Origin of the sequence: Corynebacterium sp. A21, from assembly GCF_052266655.1 — a bacterium.
Taxonomy (GTDB): Bacteria; Actinomycetota; Actinomycetes; order Mycobacteriales; family Mycobacteriaceae; genus Corynebacterium.
The window spans coordinates 22,495-48,305 of record NZ_JBQPQY010000009.1 but is presented as its reverse complement, the minus strand read 5'-3'; the positions used below and the strand labels follow the sequence as shown (position 1 = coordinate 48,305).

Sequence of the window (25,811 nt, the reverse complement as noted above, 5' to 3'; positions counted from 1 at the left end):
CAACGTTGCACCGGACCGAAGGATTCCTCGGCTGCCTTGAAAGGAAACCTGGCCCCAGAGACCTCCGGCGGTGCTGGACGGAAACAGCAGTCTGAATGGTGGAAGCGAAAAATACACCCCCTTTCCCGAGGCCCAATTCCAGGGCTTTCAGGGAAGGGAGTGCACTGTCCTTCGGCTGCTTCCGCGGACGTATCGCGGCTGCAGAAGTGTCAGATCCGGAAGCTAGAACTTGCCCTCGAGCTTGTTCTGGGCGAGCGAAATAACCTTGTCAGCCTGGACCTGGAGCTGGGTGGCTTTCTTATCGGCACGCTTCTTGGCGCGACCACTGGCATCCTCGGCCTGGGCCAGAGCGAAGTCGGCACGGTCCTGAGCCTTGGCAGCGGCCTTGACCACACCCGTCTTAGCGGTCTTGGCATTGTCCTGGGCGCGGGTGAGCCAGTCATCCTTGTTCTCGCTCCAGTAGTCCTGTGCCTTATGTGCGTAATCGGACACCGAATCGGAGACCTTGTGCACGCCAGCCTGCGCCGTGGTCAGCCAGTCTTCCTTGTTTTCCTCGTAGTAGCCCTGCGCCTTATCGGCGTAGTCAGTGACCTTGGTGGAAGCCTCATCGATCCAGTCGCGGGCGGTGCCGCTCAGGTTCTCGGCGGTCTTCTCGGACTCGGACTTGGTGGGCAGCGCAGCGTGAACCTTCTTGTTGGCGGTCTCGGCGGCCTTGGAGGCACGCCACTTCAGGCCCGGCTTGCCGGCGGTATCCACGCTGGTGATTGCGAGGCCACCCAGCAGCGCAACGTTGGTGATGAATCCATTGCGGCGGGCCTGCTTCTCATCCTTGTCCTGGGTCTCCCAGAACGCGTGGCGGGCGAGGATCGTCGGGACGGTCAGGATCGCCAGCGTGGAAGCAGCCAGACGCGGGGCCTTGCCCAGCGCCAGCAGAGCACCGGCGCCGACCTTGGAGCCACCGACGGCACGGGCAACCAACTCCGGATCGCGGGGCAGACGCTTGGCGTAACGGCGGGGCAGGACGGAGCGGACGCGCTTGAGGAGAACCTCGGTGCCCTCGACATGCGCATCGGTGTTCAAGAGGGTGTCCGCACCGTCAAGCACATAGACAGAGGCGAGCATCGGTCGGGCGACTTTACGGATCATAAATTTTGCTCCTTTAAATGAATTAGCTGCCTTATATCTTTTCAATTCTAACGACTTTGAGGCCACCACGAGTGGTGATCCACAAAGAGCACCGCTTACCAGCGACGCTGGAACCACTCATCCAGGTGCGGACGTTCTGCGCCGAGGGTGGTGTCCTTGCCGTGTCCGGGGTGGACCACGGCCTCATCCGGGTGCACCTCAAAGAGCCGGGACTTCACGTCATTGTAGAGCCGGATGAAATCTCCCTCGCTGGAGGTTTTGCCCAATCCCCCGGGGAAGAGGCTGTCGCCGACGAAGAGGTGGGGCATCCCGTCAATCTCCACGGCAATGGCCGCACCGCCCGGGGTGTGACCCCGCAAGATGCTCACCGGGAACTCATGGCCGGCGAAGGGCAGGACATCGCCTTCCTGCAGGTCCACGTCCGGGGCCACCGGAAGGGCAGGGGAGTCGAGGAAAGAACCGTAATGGGTGGCTCCGGTGGCGTCGAGGACCTCCTTGAGAGCGCGGACGTGGTCAGCGTGGCGATGGGTGGTCAGCACGGCGGTGATCTTCACACCGGCCTCCTCGGCGAGCTTCAGCAGAGCTGGAGCGTCAGCCGCGGCGTCGATAAGCAGTCCTTCCTCGCCAGCGGCGAGAAGGTAGCAGTTGTTGTCCATCTCGGAGACGGAGACCTGGTGCAGGGAGAGTTCATTGCTCATGTGACCCAGCGTACCGACGCCGCAGACATCCGGCGAGGGGATTGGCAGGGATAGGCTGTGGTGAGTAGCGGAACCCTCCCAATCGTTGATATGTTCGACTAGGTTTTCCGCTGTACATTCCCTCAGAAAGGTTGGATCCTGCCGTGGCTGATCGTCTCATTGTGCGTGGAGCACGTGAACACAACCTCAAGGGCGTCGACGTCGACGTGCCCCGTGATTCCCTGGTGGTGTTCACCGGCCTCTCCGGCTCCGGTAAATCCTCCCTCGCCTTTGACACGATCTTCGCTGAAGGGCAGCGCCGCTACGTCGAATCGCTCTCCAGCTATGCGCGTCTCTTCCTGGGGCAGATGGACAAGCCGGATGTGGACTTCATTGAAGGACTGTCCCCCGCGGTGGCGATCGACCAGAAGTCGACCAACCGCAACCCGCGTTCCACTGTGGGCACCATCACCGAGGTCTATGACTATCTGCGACTGCTCTATTCCCGCGCCGGGACCGCGCACTGCCCAGTCTGTGACGCCCGGGTGGAACGTCAGACCCCACAGCAGATCGTCGATCAGGTCATGCAGCTGGCGGAGGGGCTGAAATTTCAGGTCCTGGCCCCGGTGGTGCGCACCCGCAAGGGGGAGTTCGTTGACCTCTTCGCTGACCTGGCATCCCAGGGCTATTCCCGCGTCCGGGTCGACGGACAGGTGCACCAGCTCGCCGATCCGCCGAAGCTGGAGAAGCAGATCAAGCATGACATTGATGTCGTCGTCGACCGCCTCCAGGTCAAGGAGACCCAGAAGCAGCGACTGACCGACTCCGTGGAAACCGCGCTCGGTATCGCCGATGGTGTGGTGGTGCTGGAGTTCATCGACCTGCCTGCGGATGATCCCCAGCGGGTGCGCCGCTTCTCGGAGAAGATCTCCTGCCCGAACGGCCACACCCTGGCCATCGACGAGCTTGAGCCGCGCGCCTTCTCCTTCAACTCGCCCTATGGCGCCTGCCCCACCTGTGATGGGCTGGGCACCCGCACCGAGGTCGACATCGACCTGATCATCCCGGATCCGGATGCCCCGGTCACCGCCTCGGTGCAGCCCTGGAATTCCAGCCCGAACCACGGCTACTTCGAAAAACTCATCGAGGGTCTGGCCACAGCCCTGGACTTTGAACCCGATGCCTCCTATTCCTCGCTGACCGCAGTCCAGAAGAAAGCCCTGGTCTACGGCACCAAGAAGGAGGTCAGCGTCCGCTACAAGAACCGCTACGGCCGGGTTCGCAGCTGGACCGCCCCCTTCGAGGGAGTGATGGGCTGGATCGACCGCAAGCTGGAGGAAGCCGAATCAGAGAAGGCCAAGGAGCGTTTCCTCGCCTACACCCGCGAAGTGGCCTGCCCGACCTGTCAGGGCAGCCGCCTCAAGCCGGAGATCCTGGCCGTGCGCCTGGACTCCGGTTCCGAGGGTGAGCTCTCCATCGCCGGGCTGACCGATCTCTCCATCGAGAAGGCCGCCGATTTCCTGGACAGCCTGAAGCTGGGCCACCGCGAGCAGGTCATCGCCGGTGCCGTGCTCAAGGAGATTCAGGCACGGCTGCGCTTCCTCAATGATGTGGGACTGTCCTATCTGACCCTCAACCGGGCCGCCGGCACGCTCTCCGGCGGCGAGGCCCAGCGCATCCGACTGGCCACCCAGATCGGTTCCGGCCTGGCCGGAGTGCTCTACGTCCTTGACGAGCCCTCCATCGGGCTGCATCAGCGCGACAACAAGCGGCTGATCACCACCCTCGAGAAGCTGCGCGATATCGGTAACACCCTGATCGTCGTCGAGCATGACGAGGACACCATCAAGGCTGCCGACTGGCTGGTCGACATCGGCCCCCGGGCCGGCGAATTCGGCGGTGAAGTGGTCTACCAGGGTGAGCCTAAGGGGCTCCTGGAAGCCGAGAACTCCCTGACCGGTGACTATCTCTCCGGCCGCCGCACCCTCGGGGTCCCCGATACCCGCCGCGAGATTGATCCGGAGCGAGTGCTCAAGGTGGTCGGCGCCCGGGAGAACAACCTCCGCGATATCGATGTCACCCTGCCGCTGGGTGTGCTCACCTGCATCACCGGGGTCTCCGGTTCCGGTAAGTCCACCCTGATCAACCAGATCCTGTCCAAGCAGCTGGCCAACACCCTCAACCGGGCCCGCCAGGTCCCCGGTCGCGCCAAGCGGGTTGAAGGCCTGGAGCATCTGGACAAGCTGGTCCAGGTCGATCAGTCACCGATCGGGCGTACCCCGCGCTCCAACCCGGCGACCTACACCGGTGTGTTCGACAAGATCCGCAACCTCTTCGCTGAAACCACCGAAGCCAAGGTGCGTGGCTACAAGGCCGGACGCTTCTCCTTCAACGTCAAGGGCGGCCGCTGTGAAGCCTGCCGCGGTGACGGCACCCTGAAGATCGAGATGAACTTCCTCCCGGATGTCTACGTTCCCTGTGAAGTCTGCGGCGGTGCCCGATACAACCGGGAGACCCTCGAGGTGAAGTACAAGGGCAAGAACATCCACGAGGTACTGGATATGCCCATCTCCGAGGCCTCGACCTTCTTCGAACCGATCACCTCAATCCACCGCTACCTGGCGACGCTTGTTGACGTCGGACTCGGCTATGTCCGCCTGGGACAGGCGGCCACCACGCTCTCCGGTGGTGAGGCGCAGCGCGTCAAGCTCGCCGCTGAGCTGCAGAAGCGTTCCAACGGACGCACCATCTACATCCTCGATGAGCCGACCACCGGCCTGCACTTCGAGGACATCCGGAAACTGATGCTGGTCATCCAGGGCCTGGTGGACAAGGGCAACTCGGTCCTGGTCATCGAGCACAACCTTGATGTCATCAAGGCCGCTGACTGGGTGGTGGACATGGGGCCAGAGGGCGGTTCCGGTGGCGGCACCATCGTCGCGGAGGGCACCCCGGAACAGGTCGCCGAGGTTGCCGGTTCCTACACCGGGCAGTTCCTCAAGGAGGTCCTGGCACGCTCGGGGACTGCCGTAGCTTCTGTCTGAGGTGAGGTGGGGTGGCGCTCCTCGCGCTTTGCCGGAATACCGGCTGGATTTCCTTGATCGAGTGACCCGGTGCAGGGGGAACACTGCTCAACGTGAGGCTTCTCTTCCTCAGCGGTGGTGAACAACGTAGATGACCTGGGGGCCCCGGTGGCTTCGGCCAGCTGATCGTGGCGGGTCCAGCACCATCGGTATCGACGAACCGTGTGGCGATCGGCCACACCGTTTCTGGCGGGGGTCCGATGCGTGTTGAGCTCCGGGGTCGGCACAGTGTTCTCGGGAGCACCGTTATCCAGGGAAAAGGGGACTTTCGGCCGCATGATCATCGAGGCTGGCTGAGGGCGCTGACGGTGGTGATCTTGTCCCGGTTGCTCAGATCAGAAGCACTCACTGCGCTGAGGTTCCTCTTCTGCGTGGGCCTCGAAACACCAATCCTGATCTGGTGGAGCGTGAAGGAAGCCCTGTTCAGTCGACATCTCACTCCATGGTGCGCCGAAGAGCCATGGCGAGATCCATGGCGAGATCAAGGGCGAGATCAAGGGCGAGAGATTCGTTTCCGCCTGAACTGCCACCACAACTGGCGCGATACCAGGTGCCCCAGGAGGTAAACTCCGGAAGGCCGCCTGTGCGGCACTTTGATCGGGCGAGCCCCGAGCTTCTGTGTAGTTGTTCTGCGGAACCCAAATTGATGAGTGGAGGCCTTGAGTCCCTTGAAAATTGCTGTAGCTGGTCTAGGTTATGTAGGCATCTCAAATGCCGCTTTGCTCTCGAAGCACCATAGTGTTTTCGCAGTCGATATTGATCAATCGCGGGTGGATTCAGTGAACCGCTTCGAATCCCCAATTCAAGATGCTGATCTTGATGAGTACCTGGCAACCAAACCGTCAAACCTGAGGGCAACGACAAACCCGCAGGAGGGTTACGCGGAGGCCGAATTCGTCATTGTTGCGACGCCGACTGACTACGATCCCACCACCAATTTCTTCAACACCTCGAGTGTCGAGGATGTCATCACCACAGTTCTCAGCATTAACCCTGAGGCAAATATTGTGGTGAAGTCCACGGTCCCTGTTGGCTATACCGAAGACCTGCAGTCGCTCCACCCAGATGCAACGATCATTTTTTCCCCGGAGTTCCTTCGCGAGGGCAGAGCGCTCTTCGACAATCTCCATCCCTCAAGGATCGTCGTTGGCGACCGAACCGAAGTGGGGCAGAAGTTCGCGGAGCTTCTCCTCGAAGGAGCTGAAGAGGACAACGTTCCGATTCTTCTGACGAATTCCACCGAGGCGGAGGCCATCAAATTATTCGCCAATACCTACCTGGCACTTCGCGTGGCCTATTTCAACGAACTCGACACCTATGCCGCTGTCCGTGGTCTGGATACCAAGCATATTATTGAGGGAGTGGGCCTCGATTCCCGGATCGGAACACACTACAACAACCCGTCGTTCGGATACGGCGGCTACTGCTTGCCGAAGGATACGAAGCAGCTACTCGCGAACTACAGCGATGTTCCCCAGAACCTCATCTCAGCTGTGGTGGATGCAAATACCACGAGGAAAGACTTCATCGCCGAAGATATTTTGCGCCGCGATCCGAAGATCGTCGGAATCTATCGGCTCGTCATGAAATCGGGTTCCGATAACTTCCGGTCATCTTCGATCCAGGGAATCATGAAGCGCCTTAAGGCCAAGGGGATCCCGGTGGTCATCTATGAACCGAACCTCGATCAGGACGAGTTCTTCAATTCTGAAGTTGTCCGCGACCTCGAAGAATTCAAGGAGCGTTGCGATGTGATAGTGGCAAACCGTCCCACCAAGGAATTGGATGAGGTAGCAACCAAGGTCTACACACGCGATCTATTCCAGCGGGATTAGTCGGCCGGTGCCACTGGGTTGGCCGGGCAATCCCAGAGAACCGGCCAACAACGAGTTGATCGCACCCCATCGGGGCGGCTGAATGAACTTCGTGTAGGTTGCTACCCGCCCTGGCTCGGTCCAGGGGAAGTTCATTGATCCGAAGGAGCGAGAGGGAAGCGACACCATCTCGTGCCCCGGTCAAGAGTGAGGACAGTCCACCGGGTCCCGTGGCTTGAGTTTCGCGGGCCCTAAGCCCCGGGGTCCAGCTGCTGCGGGGGAGTCGGAGGGGTAGTCCCGGTCGGCTGGTTCTGGGGTGCAACCGGAGCCGTTGAGGGGTCACCTGTCAACGCCGGGGAGCGTCGACTGCGCATGGTGGCGATCACCAGCAGTGCCACACCACAGACCAGGAAGGCGCTGACCCGTGGCACCCCATCAAGGGCACTGAGGTCGAAGAAGACCAGCTTCAGCGAGGCCGCCGAAGCCAGGATCACACCGATGCCGAGGCTGGTGCGATCACTGAGCGAGGTATGCGCCAGCAGCATCCAGGCGGCCAGCACCATCCAGATGATCGAGATGACCGCATGGCCGATGAGATATCCGAGCCACATACCCTCGTTTCCACCGAGCAGCTCGCCGAGATAGGTGGCCAGCGTGACGATCACCAGCATGGACAGGAAGAGCGCAGCCACCCCGCCGAGCACCTGCTGCCAGGTGTCGAAGATGGTGAAGGAACCGGCGCTCATCAGTACCCGGGCGATCAACGCCGCCAGCAGGAGGGTGAGCACCAGGGCCGGGGTACCGGTCAACCACAGCGGGGTTTTCGCGACCACATCAAAGCCCCACCCACCGGTCATCAGCAGGAGGGCGAATAGCCAGGCGGCCCAGGGGGCCGCACCGAAGGTGTTCTTCGTCGACATCCACCAGACCATGCCGATCGCGATGACGAGGAAGACCGCCAGCACCGGGGAAGCACCCCAGGAACGCAGCGCTTCGGCCATGGTCGGCGGATTCCACCACAGCGGCAGGAAGCTCAGCGGTAGGGCACACAGGCCCACCAGGGTGGTGGCCCGATCCTTCAACTGCACTCCGAAGAGGATGAATCCTGCGGAGACCACAGGAGTCAGCCAGCTCCACAGGGTATCCGGCGCAGTGAATGCGAGGACCGCCAGGAGCACGGTGGCGAGTGCCAGCTGAACCAGGGAATGGTTCCAGGACGTGGTTTCCGCAGCCATCGCCCACCGGGAACTAGTAGCGCTCCGGGTGTCCTCTTCCGGAAGCGGGTCCAGGACATTGGCCGCCGCCAGGGCGAGCGCGGACACCGCAGCCAGGCCAGCTGCAAAGGCGGTCAGGCCCCCCGACCAGGGGTCGAGGAGGAATAGGTGCAGCACAACAATCGTCACCGAGGCGATCAACCGGGTCCAGTGCCACCCGGAACGAAGAGTCGCGGCCAGGCTGAGCAGCGGTAGCACCAGGATCGGCCAGGTCACGGGCTCCGGCTGGAAGTTGGCCATTGCCAGGAAACCGCCCACCACCGCCACCGCATAGGAGATCCAGACCAGGTCAAGTTTTCGGGATTGCGCCAGGTAGCAAATGTGGATCAGGATCAGCACCAGTGCACCGATGAGCTCCGGCCACCATTCCAGCCAGTGCACCAGGGCCACCACCAAGAGTGAAAAGACCAGGTAGGACGTGGTGATCAGGGCGGTGACACCAGTGGTGGCCTCATTTTTCCGGGTGCTCAGCCACAAGCCGATACCCAGCAGGGCCGCGCCAAAGATGGCCGTTCCGAGGACTCTTCCCAGCGGACCGAGCCAACCGTTCTGGATGGCCAGTGCGATGAGCAACCCCACTCCGATGACGGTGATCAGGGCACCACCGATGGCAATTCCGCGCACCACCTTCTGCTCCAAGGTCAACGGCGGGCGGCTGGAGATGCGCCGAGGAGGTGGAGGCTCCGGTCTATTTCCAGGGTAGGGAGTGGGCCAGGGGCGCACCGGGATGCCACCGTCTGCTGCCGAAGCCACCGCCGGCGTCGGCGTCGGGGCGGGCCAGCCCCCGGAAGGGGGCTGGATGGGTGGGGGCGCAGATAAGCGGGGTTCAGCCGGAGCTGCCTGCAGCGTCTCGAGCGTCTCCAGCGTGCGGCGGACATCTGCGATGGCATGTTCGGCGGCAGACAGTTTGGCAAGAGCGGTGCGCAACTCCAGACTGCTGATATTTTCCTTACTCATAATTCAGGACGCTAGCGCGAAAACCACCGGTCTGGGCCACATCCGTGGACATCTTTTCAGAATCGAGATGATATTCATTAGAATCGCGGTATGCCGATGAACCAGAATTTTCCGGAGGATGAGCTGCAGGGGCCAGAGACCTCCGATGCTCGGTTCCGATACTCGGTGGCCTCGCCACCCAATCCCTGGGATCAGAGCCCAAAAGCGCAGGCAGTGGGCGCTCGGGCCGGGGCCAGTCGCAGCATCGCACTGCTCATCCTCCTGCTTGGGGTCATCGTCCTGTCTACCGCCGTGCTCTATGGCAAATTCATCGGATTCTCCGGTGCCGCCGAGGACCTGATGTCCCGCGGAACGGAGGAGGTACAGGCCGCGCAGCCTCCCGCCCCGGCTCCACCGCTCAGCAGTGCGCCTGCCCCCTTGCCCAACGTCCCAGCCGCCACCGTGGAAAGCCGCGTATCGACGCCCACCTCAGCCGCGAGCCCGGCCCCCTCGAGCACCGCGGAAACGACCTCTCCGAAAACAACCGAGCCGGCAGCTCCGACCACTTCATCGGCAACAGAGGTCCCAGCTTCAGCTACCGTGCCCCGGGCTTCAGCCACTGTGCCCCCGGTGGAGGTGTTTGAGGCGCCTTCTTCGGCGACACAGTGTGCGGCAAATGTGAACTGGCGGATTTTCCAGGCCAGTGGGGCCACCAGCTGTCCCTTCGCTGAAAACGTCGCCATCGCCATGAAACCCAACGCCGGCACGACCAGTGTCCAGCAGGTGCAGGCCATCAGCCCGGTGACCGGTGAAAGCTATCAGATGAACTGCCGTCCGGTGGGGCAGGGGTCCTTCACCTGCGAAGGCGGGGAAGGCGCCACGGTAGTGCTCGAACACCGGCACGATCTGCGGCCCGGGCCGCAGGATTGAGACCCGTTCTGAGTGGCGATTTTGTGAATCAACAGCGGGGATGTTAAAGTGTGGGTCACTACCGCCTGGGCATTCTCTCCATTATCGCCTGGGCAGCAAGAGGAGATCTTCCCACCTTGAGCCGCCGGTGTGAATCGGTTGGACACAGGTCAAAGCCAGTAGTTGAGTTATCAGACCCAATGGTCTGGTTGATTCAGTTGACCGGCATAGATGGGATCTCCCGTGCACCTTGAGGTGTGCGGGATTTTTCTGTGGAGTCCTCCCTTGTGATGAGGTACGTGAATCTTATCCCGCTACTTGAGGAGTACACATCAGCGCTGAAGCTCGCATTAATGAGCGAATCCGAGTCCCCGAGGTCCGTCTGGTCGGACCGAATGGTGAGCAGGTTGGCATTGTCCGCACCGACGACGCCCGCAAGCTCGCATACGACGCAGATCTCGACCTGGTTGAGGTCGCACCTGACGCGAAGCCGCCGGTCGCCAAGATCATGGACTTCGGAAAGTTCAAGTACGAGCAGGCTCAGAAGGCCCGCGAGTCCCGAAAGAACCAGCAGCAGACTGTCGTCAAGGAGCAAAAGTTCCGTCCCAAGATCGACCAGCACGATTATGAGACGAAAAAGAGTAACGTGATCCGGTTCCTGGAGAAGGGATCCAAGGTCAAGGTGACCATCATGTTCCGTGGCCGCGAGCAGTCGCGCCCGGAGCTCGGTTACCGCCTCCTGGAGCGTCTGGGCAATGACGTCGCCGAGTACGGCATCGTCGAAACCCGGGCAAAGCAGGACGGCCGCAACATGACCATGGTTCTCGGTCCGGTGCGCAAAGGCAAGAAGTAAAATTTAACTACTACAGGGATTAAGGACTTAATTCTCATGAAGCAGAAGACCCACAAGGGTACCGCCAAGCGCGTGAAGATCACCGGCTCCGGCAAGCTTCGTCGCGAGCAAGCAGGTCGTCGTCACCTGCTCGAGGGCAAGCCTTCCACCCGTACCCGTCGTCTCAAGGGCACCGTCGATGTCGCTCCGGCCGACGTCAAGCGCATGAAGCGTCTTCTGGGCAAGGCTTAATAAAGCCGCTTGCCCCACCAACCCACCACCAACGTTTTAAGGAAGTATCACCGTGGCACGTGTCAAGCGGTCAGTTAACGCCCAGAAGAAGCGTCGTGAAATTCTAAAGTCCGCCAAGGGCTACCGCGGCCAGCGCTCTCGCCTTTACCGTAAGGCAAAAGAGCAGTGGCTGCACTCCATGACCTACGCTTACCGGGACCGTCGCGCTCGCAAGAACGAGTTCCGTAAGCTGTGGATCCAGCGCATCAACGCTGCAGCCCGTATGAACGACATCACCTACAACCGTCTCATCCAGGGCCTGCGCCTTGCTGGGATCGAGGTGGACCGCAAGATCCTCGCCGAGCTTGCTGTCAACGATTTCGCAACCTTCTCCACCATCTGCGAGGCAGCCAAGGCTGCCCTGCCGGAGGACGTTAACGCTCCTAAGGCTGCCTAAGACTCCAGTTCGCTACGGCGTTCGAGATCTTTCAGAAGACACCATGTGACCGGGAAACCGGAACACATGGTGTTTTTCTGTTCGGTTGAGGTTTCTAGGGTGTGGTGGGGGATGCCTCCCGAGGTTCCGGAACCGGGAATGACGGGTAGGTCTCGAGGATCGGCCCAATGACCTCTCCAGAGATGCAATCTGGCCGATCCTCGAGACCTACCCGTCAGGCCCCTGCGAGCCCTTCGGAACAATGCCTGGGCGGGTGATGTGCCTGCTATCACTTCTACTTGAAGCCAAGGGCTTGATAAGGCAGAGTTAAGTAGATTCTGAGTCTGGCCTCTGAGCTGTTGGAGGCCTCACCGGAGTGTGAGAGTAGTGAAAACTCAACAGCAACCGACGGGTGAAAACCCAGCCGGAAAGGACTATTTATGAGCAACCAGTACGGAAACCAGCAGTACAACCAGGATGGCCTGCCCATCACCGGCGGCCAGCCCTTCAACCAGGGCTACCCGTCCCCGCAGCCGGGCTATGCGCAGCAACCTTATAGTCAGCCGGCATATAACCAGCAGCCATATGCCCAGCCAGCGTACGGCCAGCCGCAGGGTTTTGTCGGCGGTCCCGTCAACTCCTACGGTCAGCAGATGCCCGCCCATGTTGAGCAGAAGTCCTGGGTTCTCACTGCGGTGCTGGCGTTCTTCCTGGGTGGCCTCGGCGTCCACAACTTCTATCTCGGCTACACCGTTCGGGGTGTGGCCCAGCTCGCCATGAACATCATCGGCTGGTTGCTGACCGCCACCTTCTTCGGTGCGGTCATCGGCCTTCCGTTGCTGAGCATTCTGGGTATCTGGGTGCTGGTCGAGCTCATCATGATTCTGGTCCGTAGCGGTTCCTACCGGTCAGATTCCCGCGGAGTTCCGCTCAAGTAGGTCGGAATCCAAGGGCCCCTCGGACAGCGCTTATCGACGATCGCGGTGGAGCACCCCGGATGGTCCGTGGGCAGGTCCCTCAGACTTTGCCGGGGGAGTGCCCCGCCCCTGCCGCCGGAGCGGCCGGCCCTGGGGGCTATCCTGAAGGCATGAATCTGGATTTCACCGAAGCCTTCACCGAGCGCACCCCGCGCATCGTCAACGCCGCCAAGCTACACCGCGCCGCCGCCCGAAAGAAGGCCGGAGTCTTCCTCGTCGAGGGTGAGAACAGTGTCGAGGCAGCAGTTGCTACCGGAGCGGCGAAGGATGTCTTCGTCACCGAGTCAGCTGCCGAGCGCTTCGATGAAATTCTCATCACCGCCGGCCACATGGGTGTCTACGTGCACCCGATCACCGAGAAGGCAGCGAGCCACCTCAGCGATACGGTCACCACCACCGGAATTTTCGCCACCTGCGAGCCGGTGCTCTGGACCGTGGGCAAGGCCCTGAAGGGCCGTCCGAAGCTGGTCAGCGTCCCAGTGGCCACCTCGGAGCCGGGCAACGCTGGCACTCTGATCCGGGTCTCAGATGCCATGGGGGCCGACGCTGTGGTCTTCGCCGGTGAGACCGTGGATCCGCTGGGCGGCAAGGTGTCCCGGGCTTCCGCCGGATCGCTCTTCCACATCCCGGTGGCCCGGCAGACCAATATCGATGATGTTCTCGGGCAGCTGCGCTCCAAGGGGCTGAACATTCTGGCCACCGCCGCTGACGGCGAAGTGGATCTTGATGATGCTGAGGAGCTGCTCGCACAGCCCACCGCCTGGCTATTCGGCAATGAAGCCCACGGACTGGGCGATGAGCTGCTGGCCAAGGCAGACTACCGGGTGAGAATTCCGATCCGGGGTCGCGCGGAGTCACTCAACCTGGCCACCGCAGCCTCGATCTGTCTCTATGAGTCCTCTCGCATCCAGAGTGCGGCGGCAGAAGCTGCACAAGCGGCGAAAGAAGCTGCACAGGCGGAGTAATGCTGCGTTGATCACCCAGGCACCGAACGGACATTATTCCGCTCGGTGCCTGAGTTCTGGGAGCCCGGTTGCCACGCAGGTGGTGGTGATAAAACCGGGTGTCCGGGGCGGTGGGTATGATGATCGGGTCAAGAGTGGGAATAATCGAGTAGTGAAGGGTCGGAAAAGACACGGTGTCTGAGAACAAGTCTGAGAACCCCGGAATCGAATTGACCGAGGAGGGGCTCAACGGCGCCGCCGAGCAGGCCCTGGCCGCCTTTGATGCGGCCGCCAACCTCGCGGACCTGGAGGAGGCTCGCCGGGCACATCTGGGCGAGTCTGCCCCGATCCCGCAGGCCCGTCGTGCCCTGGGCACCATTCCCAAGGCACAGCGCAAGGACGCCGGCCGCCTGGTGAACATGGCACGTGGCCGCGTCGAGAAGCATTTTTCCGAGGTGAAGGTGGTCCTGGAGGCCAAGCACCTTGAGGAGTCCCTGCGTGCGGAGCGGGTTGACGTCACGGTGTCCACCACCCGTCGCCAGACCGGTGCGCTGCACCCGATCACCACGCTGAGCGAACAGATCTCGGACATCTTCGTCGGCATGGGCTGGGAGATCGCTGACGGCCCAGAGGCGGAGGCTGAGTACTTCAACTTCGATGCCCTGAACTTCCTGCCGGACCACCCGGCCCGCACCCTGCAGGACACCTTCCACATCGGCACAGCAGGTTCCGGCCAGGTGCTGCGCACCCACACCTCCCCGGTACAGGTCCGCACCATGCTCGCCCGTGATGTTCCGCTCTACATCGCCTGCCCGGGCCGCGTGTTCCGCACCGATGAGCTCGACGCCACCCACACCCCGGTCTTCCATCAGATTGAGGGCCTGGCCGTGGACAAGGGACTGACCATGGCACATCTGCGTGGCACCCTGGATCACCTGGCCAAGACGCTCTTCGGCCCGGAGACCAAGACCCGGATGCGTTCGAACTACTTCCCCTTCACGGAGCCCTCCGCCGAAGTGGACGTCTGGTTCCCGAACAAACAGGGCGGCGCCGGCTGGATCGAGTGGGGTGGCTGCGGCATGGTCAACCCCAACGTGCTCACCGCTGTCGGCGTTGACCCCGAGGAATACACCGGATTCGCCTTCGGCATGGGCTTGGAGCGGACCCTGCAGTTCCGCAATGGTCTGTCCGACATGCGCGACATGGTCGAGGGTGACGTCCGTTTCACCCTGCCCTTCGGCGTTCGCGCCTAGCAACCCACTCGCATTTAAGGAGAAGAATCACCATGCACATTGCACAGAATTGGGTGACGGGACTGCTGCGGCACGCCAACCCTGACTGGGCCGTCTCCGCGCAGGAGCTGGACACCGGTTATGTTCGCGTCGGCTTCGAGACCGAAGGGTTCGAGACCATCCCCGAGACCACCGGCCCGTTGGTGCTCGGCCGGGTGGAGAGCATCGAGGAGCTGAGCGGCTTCAAGAAGCCGATCCGCCACTGCCACGTCAATGTCGGCGATGCCAACGGCACGGGCGAGCTGCAGTCCATCGTCTGTGGCGCCAGGAACTTCGCCGAGGGCGACCTTGTCGTGGTGTGTCTGCCCGGCGCCGTTCTCCCCGGTGATTTCGCCATCGCCGCCCGCGAGACCTACGGCCGCATGTCTGCCGGCATGATCTGCTCGGCGGCAGAATTGGGCCTGACCGACAAGCAGACCTCCGGCATCATCACCCTGGCCGAGGACTACGGTCAGCCCGGGGACGATGCCCGCACGCTGATCGGCCTGGAAGACACCGTCTTTGATGTCAATGTCACCCCGGACCGCGGCTATGCGCTCTCCGCGCGTGGTTTGACCCGCGAGGTGGCCTCGGCCTTCAACCTGAACTACACCGATCCGGCTCAGGAGACCGCTGTCGCCGGCCTGGAGCTCAAGGTCCCGGCGGTTTCTGGTCCGCTGCTTGAGGTCGACCTACGTGATGCGACCAAGGCGATCCGCTTCGGCCTGCGCAAGGTCACCGGAATTGATCCACTCGCGGAGTCCCCCTACTGGCTGCAGCGTGAGCTCATGCTCTCGGGCCAGCGGCCGGTCAACGCTGCCACCGATGTGACGAACTATGTCATGCTGCTGCTGGGTCAGCCGATGCACGCCTTCGATGCCGCCAAGATTTCCGGTGGATTGACCGTGCGCAACGCCGTGGCGGGGGAGAAGTTCGAGTCCTTGGATCACGTCAAGCGTGAGCTGAACGCCGAGGATGTGGTCATCTGTGATGAGCAGGGTATCCAGTCCATGGCGGGTGTCATGGGCGGGGTGACCTCAGAGATCTCTGGGGAGACCACTGATGTCTACTTTGAGGCAGCTACCTGGGATCCGATCACCGTGGCCCGCACCTCGCGCCGCCACAGGCTCAGCTCCGAGTCCTCCCGCCGCTTCGAGCGCGGCGTGGACCCGGCGATCGTCGAGGTATCCCTGGACTTCGCCGCTACCCTGCTGGTCGAGATCGCCGGCGGTACCATCGAGGCCGGTCGCACCCTGATCGGTGAGATCCCGGCGATGCCGACCATCACCATGGCCGCCTCCCACCCATCCAAGCTGGCCGGTGTGGAGTATTCCACCGAGACCGTGGTCGCCCGCCTCGAAGAGGTCGGCTGCACCGTCGTCGTTTCCGGGGAGACCCTGAAGGTCACCCCACCGACCTGGCGAAATGACATGAGCATGTCCGCAGATCTGGTGGAGGAGGTGCTGCGGTTGGAGGGCTTGGAAGCCATTCCGACCATCCTGCCGACCCCGGTCGGTGGCCGTGGCCTGAACCCGGCGCAGAAGCGTCGCCGTGCCCTCGGTCATGCCCTGGCCTATAACGGTTACGCCGAGATCCTCCCGACCCCCTTCATTGCCGATGACACCTTCGATGTCTGGGGCTTAGCCGCCGATGATGAACGCCGCAAGGTGGTCAAGGTACAGAACCCGCTGGAGTCCGACCATTCCATCCTGGGCACCACGCTGCTGCCCTCGATGCTGGATTCCCTGGGCCGCAATGTCGCCCGCGGACTCAAGGACGTCACGCTCTTCGGCCTGCAGCAGGTCTCCTTCGACCGTGGCGCCACGTCCCCGATGCCTTCGGTGGCCCAGCGTCCCGATGATGCCACCGTCACCGAACTCCTGGCGACCCTGCCGGTCCAGCCGCTCTACGTGGCCACCGTCGGAACCGGAGATCTGGAGCTGGCCGGCCCCGGCGGGCAGAGCCGGGCCTACACCTTCGCCGATGCCATTGAGTCCGCCCGCATCGTGGCCCGCGCCGCCGATGTGGAGCTTGAGGTAGCCAACGCGGAGCACCTGCCCTGGCACCCCGGCCGCTGCGCGGCACTGCTTGTCGACGGCCAGGTGGTCGGCCATGCCGGTGAGCTCCACCCCCAGGTACTCGAGGCACTCGAGTTGCCGGCGCGTACCTGTGCCATGGAGCTGAATATCAGCGCACTGCCGATGCAGGAATCCCTGCCGGCCCCGGTGCTCTCGGCCTTCCCGGCCCTGCACCAGGACATTGCCCTGGTCGTCGAGGAGTCCGTACCTGCCGAAACCGTCCGCAAGATCGTTGCAGAAGGCGCCGGTGAACTCCTGGAATCTGTCGAGCTCTTCGACGTCTACCGCTCGGAGCAGCTGGGCGAGGGCAAGAAATCCCTGGCTTTCTCCCTGCTTTTCCGGGCCACCGATCGCACGCTGACCGATGAGGAGGCCAGCCAAGCCCGCCTCAAGGCCGCTGAACTGGCCAAGGAGGCTTTTGCCGCTGAGATGCGGGCTTAGCTTTAAGACTGCGCAATGATTGAATGACCCGGATTTCTTCCCCAGTGGGGGAGGGATCCGGGTCGACCTATCTCAGGTGCCCGGCAGCTCAGGAACTTCTAGGGGATCCTGACTCGATGGTAGGGCTGGCGCTGGGCCCGTCGCCTCAATCTCCGCTTTGATCCAGGTCAGCTCCTTGACTGCGATGGGTGGGTGGCGCCTTAAGCAGCAGGTTCTACTCACTTCGGGGCGTGCGCTGTAGAGCTCCGTATGTTTATGCTCTGCCTTGCGCCCGTGATGGTAGGAGCCACGACCAAGAAGATCAGCCCAGTTTGCTGCCACCGGAGTAATTCATAGCGAAAGTGGAATCAGTGCCCTGACTGGCGCCGTACACGTCACTATGGAAGATTTTCAGGGCCGAAGCTTCTTGGGAGAAGACAAAGCGGCCGTCGGGCCTTTTGGCATCGACGGATGTTCCCGGCGAGATGGAACGCGGACGGAGACGAAAGCTCTGGGGTATCTGGGGGTCTGGGGTTGAAATTACCGGCTCCGACTGAAGGCTGATCCCACCCTGGACCAATTGACCAGAATGCCCGTAAATCAGAGTTGCGGAGATCGGCACAGATAGTGCCAGTGGGATCCTTCGACCCTGCCATTACGGTGTTCTCTCAGCCGATGTTATGCGAACCGCCGACGAGCCGGGTTCAGGCCATTAGCTGGGAGACAGCGAGAATTACCGCTGCTTCATGGGGGAGGCTGTGGGGCGTATCCATGAGCAGACAATCCGCACCGTGGCAGGGGAGCTGACCCTGCGCATCCGGAAAGGTTAAGTGGCTGCCAGTAGTCAGTCGCTCTTGGACGTCAATCAGAAAAGGGTAATAGGGGATCGCGCGGAGAACAAGGTTTGACAAGGGGTTCTGAACGGGCACAGACACGAGGTCTCGGAGATCGGATTCGATCAGGAAAGCGTAGTAATCCAGGAGTACTCGTGCCTGCCGCACCACGATTCATCCTCGACTATCTCGCCGCGTTGATCTCCACCCGAATAACTGTGACATTCTCCACCGGTCCGGGATCAATCGGCCCGGGAGAATCACGAAGTACCTGCATTCCGGTGCCTATTGGGCCCTTAAGCGGATACTCTCCCGATACCACCGAGGCTCATGAACTCCCTGGTGCGCCTTGAGCATCGTGACCCGGGTGGTGGAGGCGTTGACATCCCTGGCGAAGGAGATCATTATCCGCCGGCGTGTCCGGGAAACTGGACCGCCATCCGAAACATAATTAAACTAGTGCCCCAATTAATGGTGGCTTGACTTTCAAGGCTGAGAAAGAATGCCAGCATTTTAAGTTCAGACTTCTTTCAGGTAGTACCTTTCTTATAATGTCTCTATTGATAAACGTTTTTAGAGAAAAGGGCTACCTGAATAGGTGAGGTCTAGTCCGTCACTTGCAGGTTCTATTTAAGCCTCGCCCCCGACGAAAGTGGGTGAATACTAAAACCTGTCATTTATCTTCTGCCTATGTTTTAATGTCGAAGAAGAGGGAGTGACCCGAGCCAGCGCAGCTAATGCGTTAAACATTTGGTGCTGGTAAGGCCATATTTCTCCGTCAAGGATAAGTGTTTCACGGTGGGACCAATTAACATTTCGTCTTTCATGAAAGGTTAGCGCGAATGGAACTACGCGACTATCTAAGAATCGCTCTCAGGCACTGGGTCCTCATTTTATCGATGGCGATCATTGGCATGGGTGTCGGGGCTTCGGTCTCCCTGCTAATGACGCCCAGGTATCAATCTCAAACTCAGCTATACGTTTCCGTTGGTCCGGGAACCGGCGATACTGGAGATCTTGTTATGGGAGCTAGTTTCGCCCAGCAAATTGTCACCAGTTATGTTGATGTGATCGAAACCAGCGGCGTCCTTAACCCAGTGGCGGAGGAGCTCCAGCTCGAAATGACGGGCAATGATCTCGCCAAATATGTTGAGGCATCCTCTCCGTTGGATTCGGTGCTGATCAACATCACCGCCACGAGTCCTGCGCCCGAGCAGGCCGCACAGATCGCAAACGCGGTGGGAGAGAGCTTCAAGGAATTTGTTGGAACGCAGCTCGAATTCCGAGAGGGTTCCGCTGCGAACCTGGTGAACCTCACCACCACCCAGACTGCCTTCGTACCGGCGGCGCCGGAGACCCCGAACCTGATCAATAATCTTGTGCTTGGACTTTTCGGTGGATTAGCTCTGGGATATGGAATTGCGATGCTCCGAGGTGTCTTTGATAACCGGGTTCGCAGCGCCAGTGACGTTCAGGAGGTCACCGACAAACCCCTTCTCGGGGAGATCTTTGATGATTCGGATTCTTCGAAGAGTCGTCTGATTTCCGAGAATGAATGGCAGAGCCCACGTGCGGAAGCTTACCGGGCACTGCGGACCAACCTGCAGTTCCTCGATGTCAATTCGTCCAACCGCGTTTTTGTGGTGACATCACCAAGTCCCGGTGAAGGCAAGACCACAACGGCAATGAATCTTGCTTTCACGATCTCGCAGAATGGTGCTCGGGTGGTGCTCATCGAGGGAGATCTCCGCCGTCCCAAGATTGGCAAATACCTTGGAATTGAAACCGGTACAGGCCTGACAGATGTGCTCATCGGCCGAGCCAAGTTGGAAGATGTTCTCCAGCGGTGGGGCCGCACTGACCTCCATATTCTCCCCGCCGGCCGCATCCCTCCCAATCCGAGTGAGCTTCTCGGCTCCGATGAGATGAAGGAGAACTTGAAGACGCTCCAGTCGCAGTTTGATTATGTGATTATCGATGTGCCCCCGATTCTCGCGGTCACCGACTCCGTTGTGGTCGGCAAATTTGCGGCAGGAATTCTCCTCATCGCAGCTTCAGGTCGCACCACAAGTCAAGACCTAGAGAAGTCTCTTCTTGCAATTGAAACGGCAGGGACGGACGTGCTCGGGATGATTGTGACCATGGTGCCGAGCAAGGGCGCGGACCGTTATAGCTACTCCTCTGACCAGCAGGGGTTTTTCACAACGACGGCATCAGAGACCAGCAGCCGCAGAAAGTCCACGACCAGCAGCCGCAGGAAGTCCTCGCTCACCACAACCGCGGTGCCTGTGAAGGTCGACCGTATGAAGTCCGTGAAGGACAACGACGGGACACCAGAGATAACCACGACCGCGGTGCCCGCGATGGCTGAGGATGTCTGACATGTCTGAGTTGCAGAGTAGTTTCAGGATCCTCACTGTTTGTACCGGCAATCTCTGTCGATCTCCGTTGGCCGAGCAGCTACTGTCTCAGCAGCTGCGGCATGTTCCCGAAATCAGCATCAGCTCCGTTGGCACACATGCTTTAGTTGGTCAGCAGATGCCAGAGTTAGCCCAAGAGAACGCCCGCTCGTTCGGAATTGAGAACCCAGAGCTTCACCGGGCGCGAGCGATGACTGCAGAGTCGCTTGACTCATCGGACTTGATTCTTGCGATGTCACGGGAACACCGTAGAGCCATTGTGGAGCTAAACCCTCGAGCGCTGCGAAAAGTATTCACTGTGCGTGAGTTCGGCCGCCTTGCAGAAAGGACCACCGATAACGATCTCAGATCCGAACTGGCTGGAAAAACCGCGACACCACTGGAGCTACTTCGGGCAGCAACCCGAGGAGTCACGAATGCACGCGGCTCCGTACCTCCCCTGAACAGTCCAACTGATGACGATGTCATCGACCCGTATCAACGCAGCAAGAAGACCTACAACGTTTCGACGTGGCAACTCCTGCCCGCGCTAGATGCCACGACTGATCTTCTTCTCCGGGCTTTGGCAGGTGTTTCCTAATGCGCGCGCGAACTGAGGCTAATAATCATCCGAGGAGAATACCAATGTGGCTGCTCCTAGGTCTGCTCGCAATGCTGTCCGCAGTTTCACTTGTTCTTTCCTACGCCGCCTATACGCAGATCTACAAGGGAGAGAATGAGGGGTTTCCACTCAATCCCGAATCCTCTGCCATCCCAGCAGGGACCTATCAGGCTGGAAGCAAAGTGCTCGCTGAGTCGCCGCGAACCTCAGCCGGAGGTGATCGGTTCGCCACCTTGTTGGTGCGTCATAAAGCGCCCTCAACCGATACCGGACAGGATGCTGCACTGAAGTGCGAAGCCAGCTCATTTCAAGCAGCGACTGGCCACGGACTCCCGTGGTCCGGGGCGACGGATCCTGCCGATGCCCTTGCTTTCAATCATCTCAACAACTTCTACGTTATGACGTCGGCTACTGACCACAAACTTGGCGGCCTCGATTCGGGAATCCCAAGCGCGTCAGAGTTGGCGGGGCAAATTGACTGCCTCGATGGTGGCACCTCCTTAGAGGCAATCAGTACTGCTAACAAAACACTCGCAACTTCAATCGATGGAGGATCGACATGGCTCTGATACCGGAAACATGGACAAATCAACGACAACTGAAGTGGCTGCTCAGCGGCGGGATTGTGTTCCTTGTCGATGCGTTGGCCTGGATGACTGCCATTTACCTGGCCGCAATCCTTCGCTATGAATTTGAGATCGACCAGATTAGTACGGAGATGTGCCTGACGTTTTCGCTGGCTGCGGCGCTTCTGCAACTCTTCTTCGGCACCGCATTCCACCTGTATCGACGAAAGTTGAGATTCTGGTCGGGAACTTTCGAAGAAGTTTATACAGTGGCGTTGGTGATTGGCTCTGTCGGAACGGTGCTGTTCATCGTTTCACTGGTCTTCGGCTCCGAATGGCAGGTGTCCCGTGGAAAGATGCTGATTGCCACGCCACTGGCACTCATGATGATGCTCGGGGTTCGCTATATCGCACGGGTTATGTCGGAACGTGCCAGCCGACCCCACCCCGGCTCCACCCGGGCGCTCATTCTCGGCGGCGGTTTTGTTGGAACGCATCTGATCCAGTGGATGATGTTGGATCCTTCGTCTGTCTACCGTCCGGTTGGAGTTCTTGACGATGACCCAAAGCTTAATCGGGGTCGAATCCGTGGAATTCCTGTGCTCGGCAATCTTGATTCCATCGAGAGCGCCGCGAAGCTTACTGAAGCGGAAGTTCTGATCGTCGCAATTAGCGCAGCGGATTCGCAGCTATTGAGCCGGGTCCAAGATCAGGCGAGCAAGCTTGGACTGTCTGTAAAGGTGATGCCTCCAATTGGGGAGGTAGTCACCCATGGTGTGAGAGTTAACGACCTTCGAGATCTGTCAATCGAGGATTTGCTCGGACGGCAGCCAGTGGAGACTGACGTGGCTGAAATCGCAGACTACCTGATGGGCAAACGAGTCCTGGTTACCGGTGCCGGTGGCTCGATTGGTGCTCAGCTTTGCGTGGAGATCGCCAAGTACGCACCCGCTGAGCTGATAATGTTGGACAGAGATGAGACAGGACTCCAAGGCGTCCTGATCAACGTCGAAGGCAACGGTTTGTTGGACACAGATGCGGTTGTACTCGCAGACATCCGTGATTCCGAGGAACTCCAGCGGATCTTCCTCAACCGTCGTCCCGAGGTTGTGTTCCATGCCGCGGCATTGAAGCACCTGCCAATGCTCCAGCAGTACCCCGATGAAGCATGGAAGACCAATGTGCTGGGCACCCTCAACGTTTTGCAGGCTGCCGAGGTTGCTGAAGTCGAGACATTCATCAACATTTCCACTGATAAGGCGGCAAACCCAACCAGCGCACTGGGGTATTCGAAGCAGCTAGCAGAAAGGCTGACTGCCTGGTTTGGCCACCGAACTGGAAAGAGTTATCTTTCCGTTCGCTTCGGCAATGTGATCGGAAGCAGAGGATCGATGCTGCCCACGTTCATGCGGTTGATTGAAGAAGATAGGCCGCTGACGGTGACACACCCCGAGGTAACCCGCTATTTCATGACTATTCCGGAAGCGTGCCAACTGGTGCTGCAAGCCGGCGGTATCGGACGTGCGGGTGAGGTGTTGATCCTCGATATGGGAGAACCCGTAAACATCCTCGGAATAGCACAGCGGATGATTGCGCTTTCGGGCAAAAATATTGAGATCGTCTACACCGGGCTCCGGGAGGGCGAGAAACTACACGAGGTCCTCGTGAGCGAGGGGGAGCGGCAAGAGCGGCCCTTCCATCCGAAGATCTCACACGCACTAGTTGACGGCATGCCGCCACTTGACCTGAACAAGAATGAGTTCATAACCTCTCTCGGCAAAAAGGACAGTCAAGAAAGTGCGGTCACGAGGTGAGCGGAAAATGTATCTCCCGCCAGCTTCCCGATGTCGTTGAAATTGAGATCTTCAGTTACTACCGTCGAATCCCCACATGGAGACAGCGGACTGTACTGAGCAATCCTTCGACAACCACAGCTCCCACCAAGGAATGGAACTTGACCATGGGTATGTCACTTCAAGAGGGATCCGTCCCGGACACTGAAAAATCCGAGAACCTCTTTGTTTTGATCGAAAGTTTCCCGAAGGGACAACGATGAACATCCTATTATCCTCCGTGGGCCGGCGCCCCTACCTGGTGCGATGGTTCCAAGAAGCTTTGACGGCGAATGGTCTGGATGGACGTGTGATAGCTGCAGACCTGGATCCACTTTCACCGGCCCGTGCTTTCACCGAAGATTTTGTGACTGCGCCAGGTGTGGACAGCCCCCGTTATCAAGACTGGTTGAGGCAATTATTGACTGAACGGGAAATTGACCTGGCAATCTCAATCAACGACTTTGAGCTCTCGGAGTGGGCACTATTGCCGAGAACCGAGGAGTGGGGTCCGCTAGTAAGGCTTACCTCTGAGACTCAGATTCTGGTCGAGGATAAGCACGCGATGGGCGTAGAGCTTGACCGACTCGGGATCCGCAACCCTGCCACATGGCTCGGGGGAGAAATCGCCCAGCTGAGTGATTCTGGGGTGAATTATGTGACCAAGGGCCGATTCGGCAGTGCCTCGAGGGGGCTAAGATACGCGGATACCGCAGGACTGAAGACAGCGATAAAGGAAGCAACCCATGAGGTTACGACGCGTCAGGGTCTGCCAGCTCTTGATCAGCAGGAAACGAAACCCGAAAACCTGGTTATCTTTCAAGAACAGATCGTGGGCGATGAATATGGCCTAGATGTGGTTTGTGACCTTCATGGACGATTTGCGGGTGTACTTGCTCGGCGAAAGATCTCGATGCGATCGGGGGAGACAGACCGGGCGGAGTCGGTTAACTCGAGCCAATTCGAAGATATAGCTCGTAGCATCGCGGAAGCTGTCCCGCATCCTGGAACCTGCGATGTTGATGTCATTGTCGACGCTGACGGTCATGCCTACGTCATCGACATCAACCCGAGGTTCGGAGGTGGGTATCCATTCTCGCACCTGGCTGGAGCGCGTATTCCGAATGTCTATGTAGCGTGGATTGCCGATCTGCCAGTACACGAGGAGTGGCTGAGATGTGATCCCGGAGTAATCGGGGGAAAACTGGTGGAAGCAGTGATGGTCTCATGAGCACAACACCGCAGTATCCATCCGGGCAGGACTTGGTCACCAGACGCAAACACATGGCCCTCAAAAGAGTGTTCGACACCGCTTTGATCGTCGCGTCTGCCCCGCTCACCATTCCGGCAACTGTTCTAGCTGCCCTCCTAGTCCGTATCAACATGGGGAAGCCGATATTCTTCCGTCAGCAGCGTGTGGGCCTCGGCGAAGAAACCTTTGAGCTTCTGAAGTTCCGCTCAATGCTCCCGGAGACGGATCTCCAGGGCAATCAACTCTCCGAAGTCGAGCGGTTGACCGCATTCGGTCGGTTGCTCCGTCGATCCAGTATGGATGAGCTGCCCCAGCTACTGAATGTTCTCCGTGGGGAGATGTCGCTTGTGGGGCCTCGACCTCTGAAGGTTGAGTATGTTCCTTCTTATACACAAAGTGAACGTCTCAGGCATTCGGTACGACCCGGTATCACCGGTGCAGCGCAAGTTAGCGGACGGAATAACCTTGATTGGGATATGCGCTTAGGGCTGGATACCGCTTATGCACGAACAGGATCACTGTTTGACGATGTGAAAATCCTCTGGCGCACGTTCGCCAGTCTGTCGGGGAGTAAGGATGCTTTCCCGGACTCTTTCGATCATGAGGAGGATTTCGATGAATTCCGCAGTTATCCCGCGGATGGAAGCTACGCCTTGCGAAGAATCGAACCCCGTGATGCGGAAGCCTTCGTGCGGTGGTTCGATGTGCAGCCCTTACCGGAGATCATGGCCCTTGATGAGCACGATAATCCCGAGGGTATCCACGCTTGGCTGAAGTCGGCAAGGTTGGACCCCTACCGGAAGGATCTGGTTCTTTATGACCTGCAAACTCGGCAACCGGCCGCGATTGCGGGCTATCGGTCAATGGCAGGTAGTTTCTGCCCGGATATCTACATCGTGGTAGATCCAGAGCGGAACGAACACCAGACAGAAAGTGTGGCCTTGAGCCTGCTGCTGGAGTACGTGAAGATGCAGGGCGATGTGGACAGTGCGGCAGTTGAATTACCGGGTGAGCGCGAGAAGTCGATCACTCTGTTTCAGAGTCACGGTTTCACTGTCATAACAGATGGTTCCCTTGAGGATGGGGTCCGAATGGAAACAAAATGGTAGATCAGAGCTTCTCCTCAGGGACACCCTCTGTGCGGAACCTCCCATACGAAGTACAAGATATAACACCGTACCCGCGGTGAAGGTAACCAGGAGTATTTTCTACGGAGATATAGAAGCCAGGAATAATAACGAGATATTGCCTGGAAGAATAACTAATCACCCTGAAGGGA

General features: G+C 59.7%; 19 protein-coding genes. 16 read left to right on the top strand and 3 right to left on the bottom strand.

Annotation, left to right across the window (positions count from 1 at the left end):
• Window positions 1–222: 222 nt before the first annotated feature.
• Both ACTU46_RS12180 and ACTU46_RS12175 read right to left on the bottom strand, forming a co-directional pair.
• Window positions 223–1,146: a DoxX family membrane protein gene (locus ACTU46_RS12180; protein ID WP_443382051.1), complete on the bottom strand. Its 924-nt coding sequence runs from the start codon at window positions 1,144–1,146 to the stop codon at window positions 223–225.
• Between the two features lie 95 nt (window positions 1,147–1,241).
• Window positions 1,242–1,844: an MBL fold metallo-hydrolase gene (locus ACTU46_RS12175; RefSeq protein WP_443382049.1), complete on the bottom strand. Its 603-nt coding sequence runs from the start codon at window positions 1,842–1,844 to the stop codon at window positions 1,242–1,244.
• A 143-nt stretch (window positions 1,845–1,987) separates the two neighbouring features.
• Between ACTU46_RS12175 and uvrA the strand changes: the two genes are divergently transcribed.
• Together uvrA and ACTU46_RS12165 are read left to right on the top strand one after the other, a co-directional pair.
• Window positions 1,988–4,867, top strand: coding sequence for an excinuclease ABC subunit UvrA (gene uvrA / locus ACTU46_RS12170; protein WP_443382047.1), 2,880 nt, complete (start codon window positions 1,988–1,990; stop codon window positions 4,865–4,867).
• Window positions 4,868–5,574: 707 nt separating this feature from the next.
• Window positions 5,575–6,741, top strand: coding sequence for a nucleotide sugar dehydrogenase (locus ACTU46_RS12165; RefSeq protein WP_443382045.1), 1,167 nt, complete (start codon window positions 5,575–5,577; stop codon window positions 6,739–6,741).
• A 230-nt stretch (window positions 6,742–6,971) separates the two neighbouring features.
• Here the strand turns inward: ACTU46_RS12165 and ACTU46_RS12160 are convergent, their stop codons facing one another.
• Complete coding sequence (locus tag ACTU46_RS12160) at window positions 6,972–8,951, bottom strand: hypothetical protein (protein ID WP_443382043.1); 1,980 nt, start codon at window positions 8,949–8,951, stop codon at window positions 6,972–6,974.
• Window positions 8,952–9,041: 90 nt separating this feature from the next.
• On the opposite strand from ACTU46_RS12160, the gene ACTU46_RS12155 reads away from it, so the two are divergent.
• The 14 genes from ACTU46_RS12155 to ACTU46_RS12090 all read left to right on the top strand — a co-directional run bounded on the left by ACTU46_RS12155 (window position 9,042) and on the right by ACTU46_RS12090 (window position 25,641).
• Window positions 9,042–9,860, top strand: a complete 819-nt coding sequence (locus tag ACTU46_RS12155; protein ID WP_443382041.1) for a hypothetical protein — start codon at window positions 9,042–9,044, stop codon at window positions 9,858–9,860.
• Window positions 9,861–10,170: 310 nt separating this feature from the next.
• On the top strand, window positions 10,171–10,692 hold the full coding sequence (infC, locus tag ACTU46_RS12150) for a translation initiation factor IF-3 (protein WP_443382143.1): 522 nt from the start codon (window positions 10,171–10,173) through the stop codon (window positions 10,690–10,692).
• 36 nt (window positions 10,693–10,728) lie between these two features.
• Window positions 10,729–10,923 (top strand): 50S ribosomal protein L35, encoded by a 195-nt coding sequence (rpmI, locus tag ACTU46_RS12145; RefSeq protein WP_040085755.1) that lies wholly within the window; start codon window positions 10,729–10,731, stop codon window positions 10,921–10,923.
• A gap of 52 nt (window positions 10,924–10,975) precedes the next feature.
• Window positions 10,976–11,359: a 50S ribosomal protein L20 gene (gene rplT / locus ACTU46_RS12140; RefSeq protein ID WP_443382039.1), complete on the top strand. Its 384-nt coding sequence runs from the start codon at window positions 10,976–10,978 to the stop codon at window positions 11,357–11,359.
• A gap of 419 nt (window positions 11,360–11,778) precedes the next feature.
• A complete protein-coding gene (locus ACTU46_RS12135) occupies window positions 11,779–12,276 on the top strand; it encodes an NINE protein (protein WP_443382037.1) in 498 nt (165 codons plus the stop codon).
• A 149-nt stretch (window positions 12,277–12,425) separates the two neighbouring features.
• Window positions 12,426–13,280, top strand: a complete 855-nt coding sequence (locus ACTU46_RS12130) for a TrmH family RNA methyltransferase (protein ID WP_443382035.1) — start codon at window positions 12,426–12,428, stop codon at window positions 13,278–13,280.
• Between the two features lie 173 nt (window positions 13,281–13,453).
• Complete coding sequence (pheS, locus tag ACTU46_RS12125; RefSeq protein WP_443382033.1) at window positions 13,454–14,512, top strand: phenylalanine--tRNA ligase subunit alpha; 1,059 nt, start codon at window positions 13,454–13,456, stop codon at window positions 14,510–14,512.
• A 32-nt stretch (window positions 14,513–14,544) separates the two neighbouring features.
• The gene (pheT, locus tag ACTU46_RS12120; RefSeq protein WP_443382031.1) at window positions 14,545–17,049 is read left to right on the top strand and encodes a phenylalanine--tRNA ligase subunit beta; all 2,505 of its coding nucleotides are present in this window, start codon (window positions 14,545–14,547) and stop codon (window positions 17,047–17,049) included.
• A gap of 1,654 nt (window positions 17,050–18,703) precedes the next feature.
• Window positions 18,704–20,242, top strand: a complete 1,539-nt coding sequence (locus ACTU46_RS12115; protein WP_443382029.1) for a polysaccharide biosynthesis tyrosine autokinase — start codon at window positions 18,704–18,706, stop codon at window positions 20,240–20,242.
• Window position 20,243: 1 nt separating this feature from the next.
• Complete coding sequence (locus tag ACTU46_RS12110; protein ID WP_443382028.1) at window positions 20,244–20,861, top strand: arsenate reductase/protein-tyrosine-phosphatase family protein; 618 nt, start codon at window positions 20,244–20,246, stop codon at window positions 20,859–20,861.
• 44 nt (window positions 20,862–20,905) lie between these two features.
• A complete protein-coding gene (locus ACTU46_RS12105) occupies window positions 20,906–21,451 on the top strand; it encodes a hypothetical protein (RefSeq protein WP_443382027.1) in 546 nt (181 codons plus the stop codon).
• Window positions 21,442–23,262 carry a polysaccharide biosynthesis protein gene (locus ACTU46_RS12100; RefSeq protein WP_443382025.1) on the top strand — a complete coding sequence of 607 codons (1,821 nt, stop codon included), beginning with the start codon at window positions 21,442–21,444 and terminating at the stop codon, window positions 23,260–23,262. The genes ACTU46_RS12105 and ACTU46_RS12100 overlap by 10 nt, the downstream gene beginning before the upstream one ends.
• A 238-nt stretch (window positions 23,263–23,500) precedes the next feature.
• Window positions 23,501–24,511, top strand: coding sequence for an ATP-grasp domain-containing protein (locus ACTU46_RS12095; RefSeq protein WP_443382023.1), 1,011 nt, complete (start codon window positions 23,501–23,503; stop codon window positions 24,509–24,511).
• Window positions 24,508–25,641: a sugar transferase gene (locus ACTU46_RS12090; protein WP_443382021.1), complete on the top strand. Its 1,134-nt coding sequence runs from the start codon at window positions 24,508–24,510 to the stop codon at window positions 25,639–25,641. The genes ACTU46_RS12095 and ACTU46_RS12090 overlap by 4 nt, the downstream gene beginning before the upstream one ends.
• Window positions 25,642–25,811: the final 170 nt, after the last annotated feature.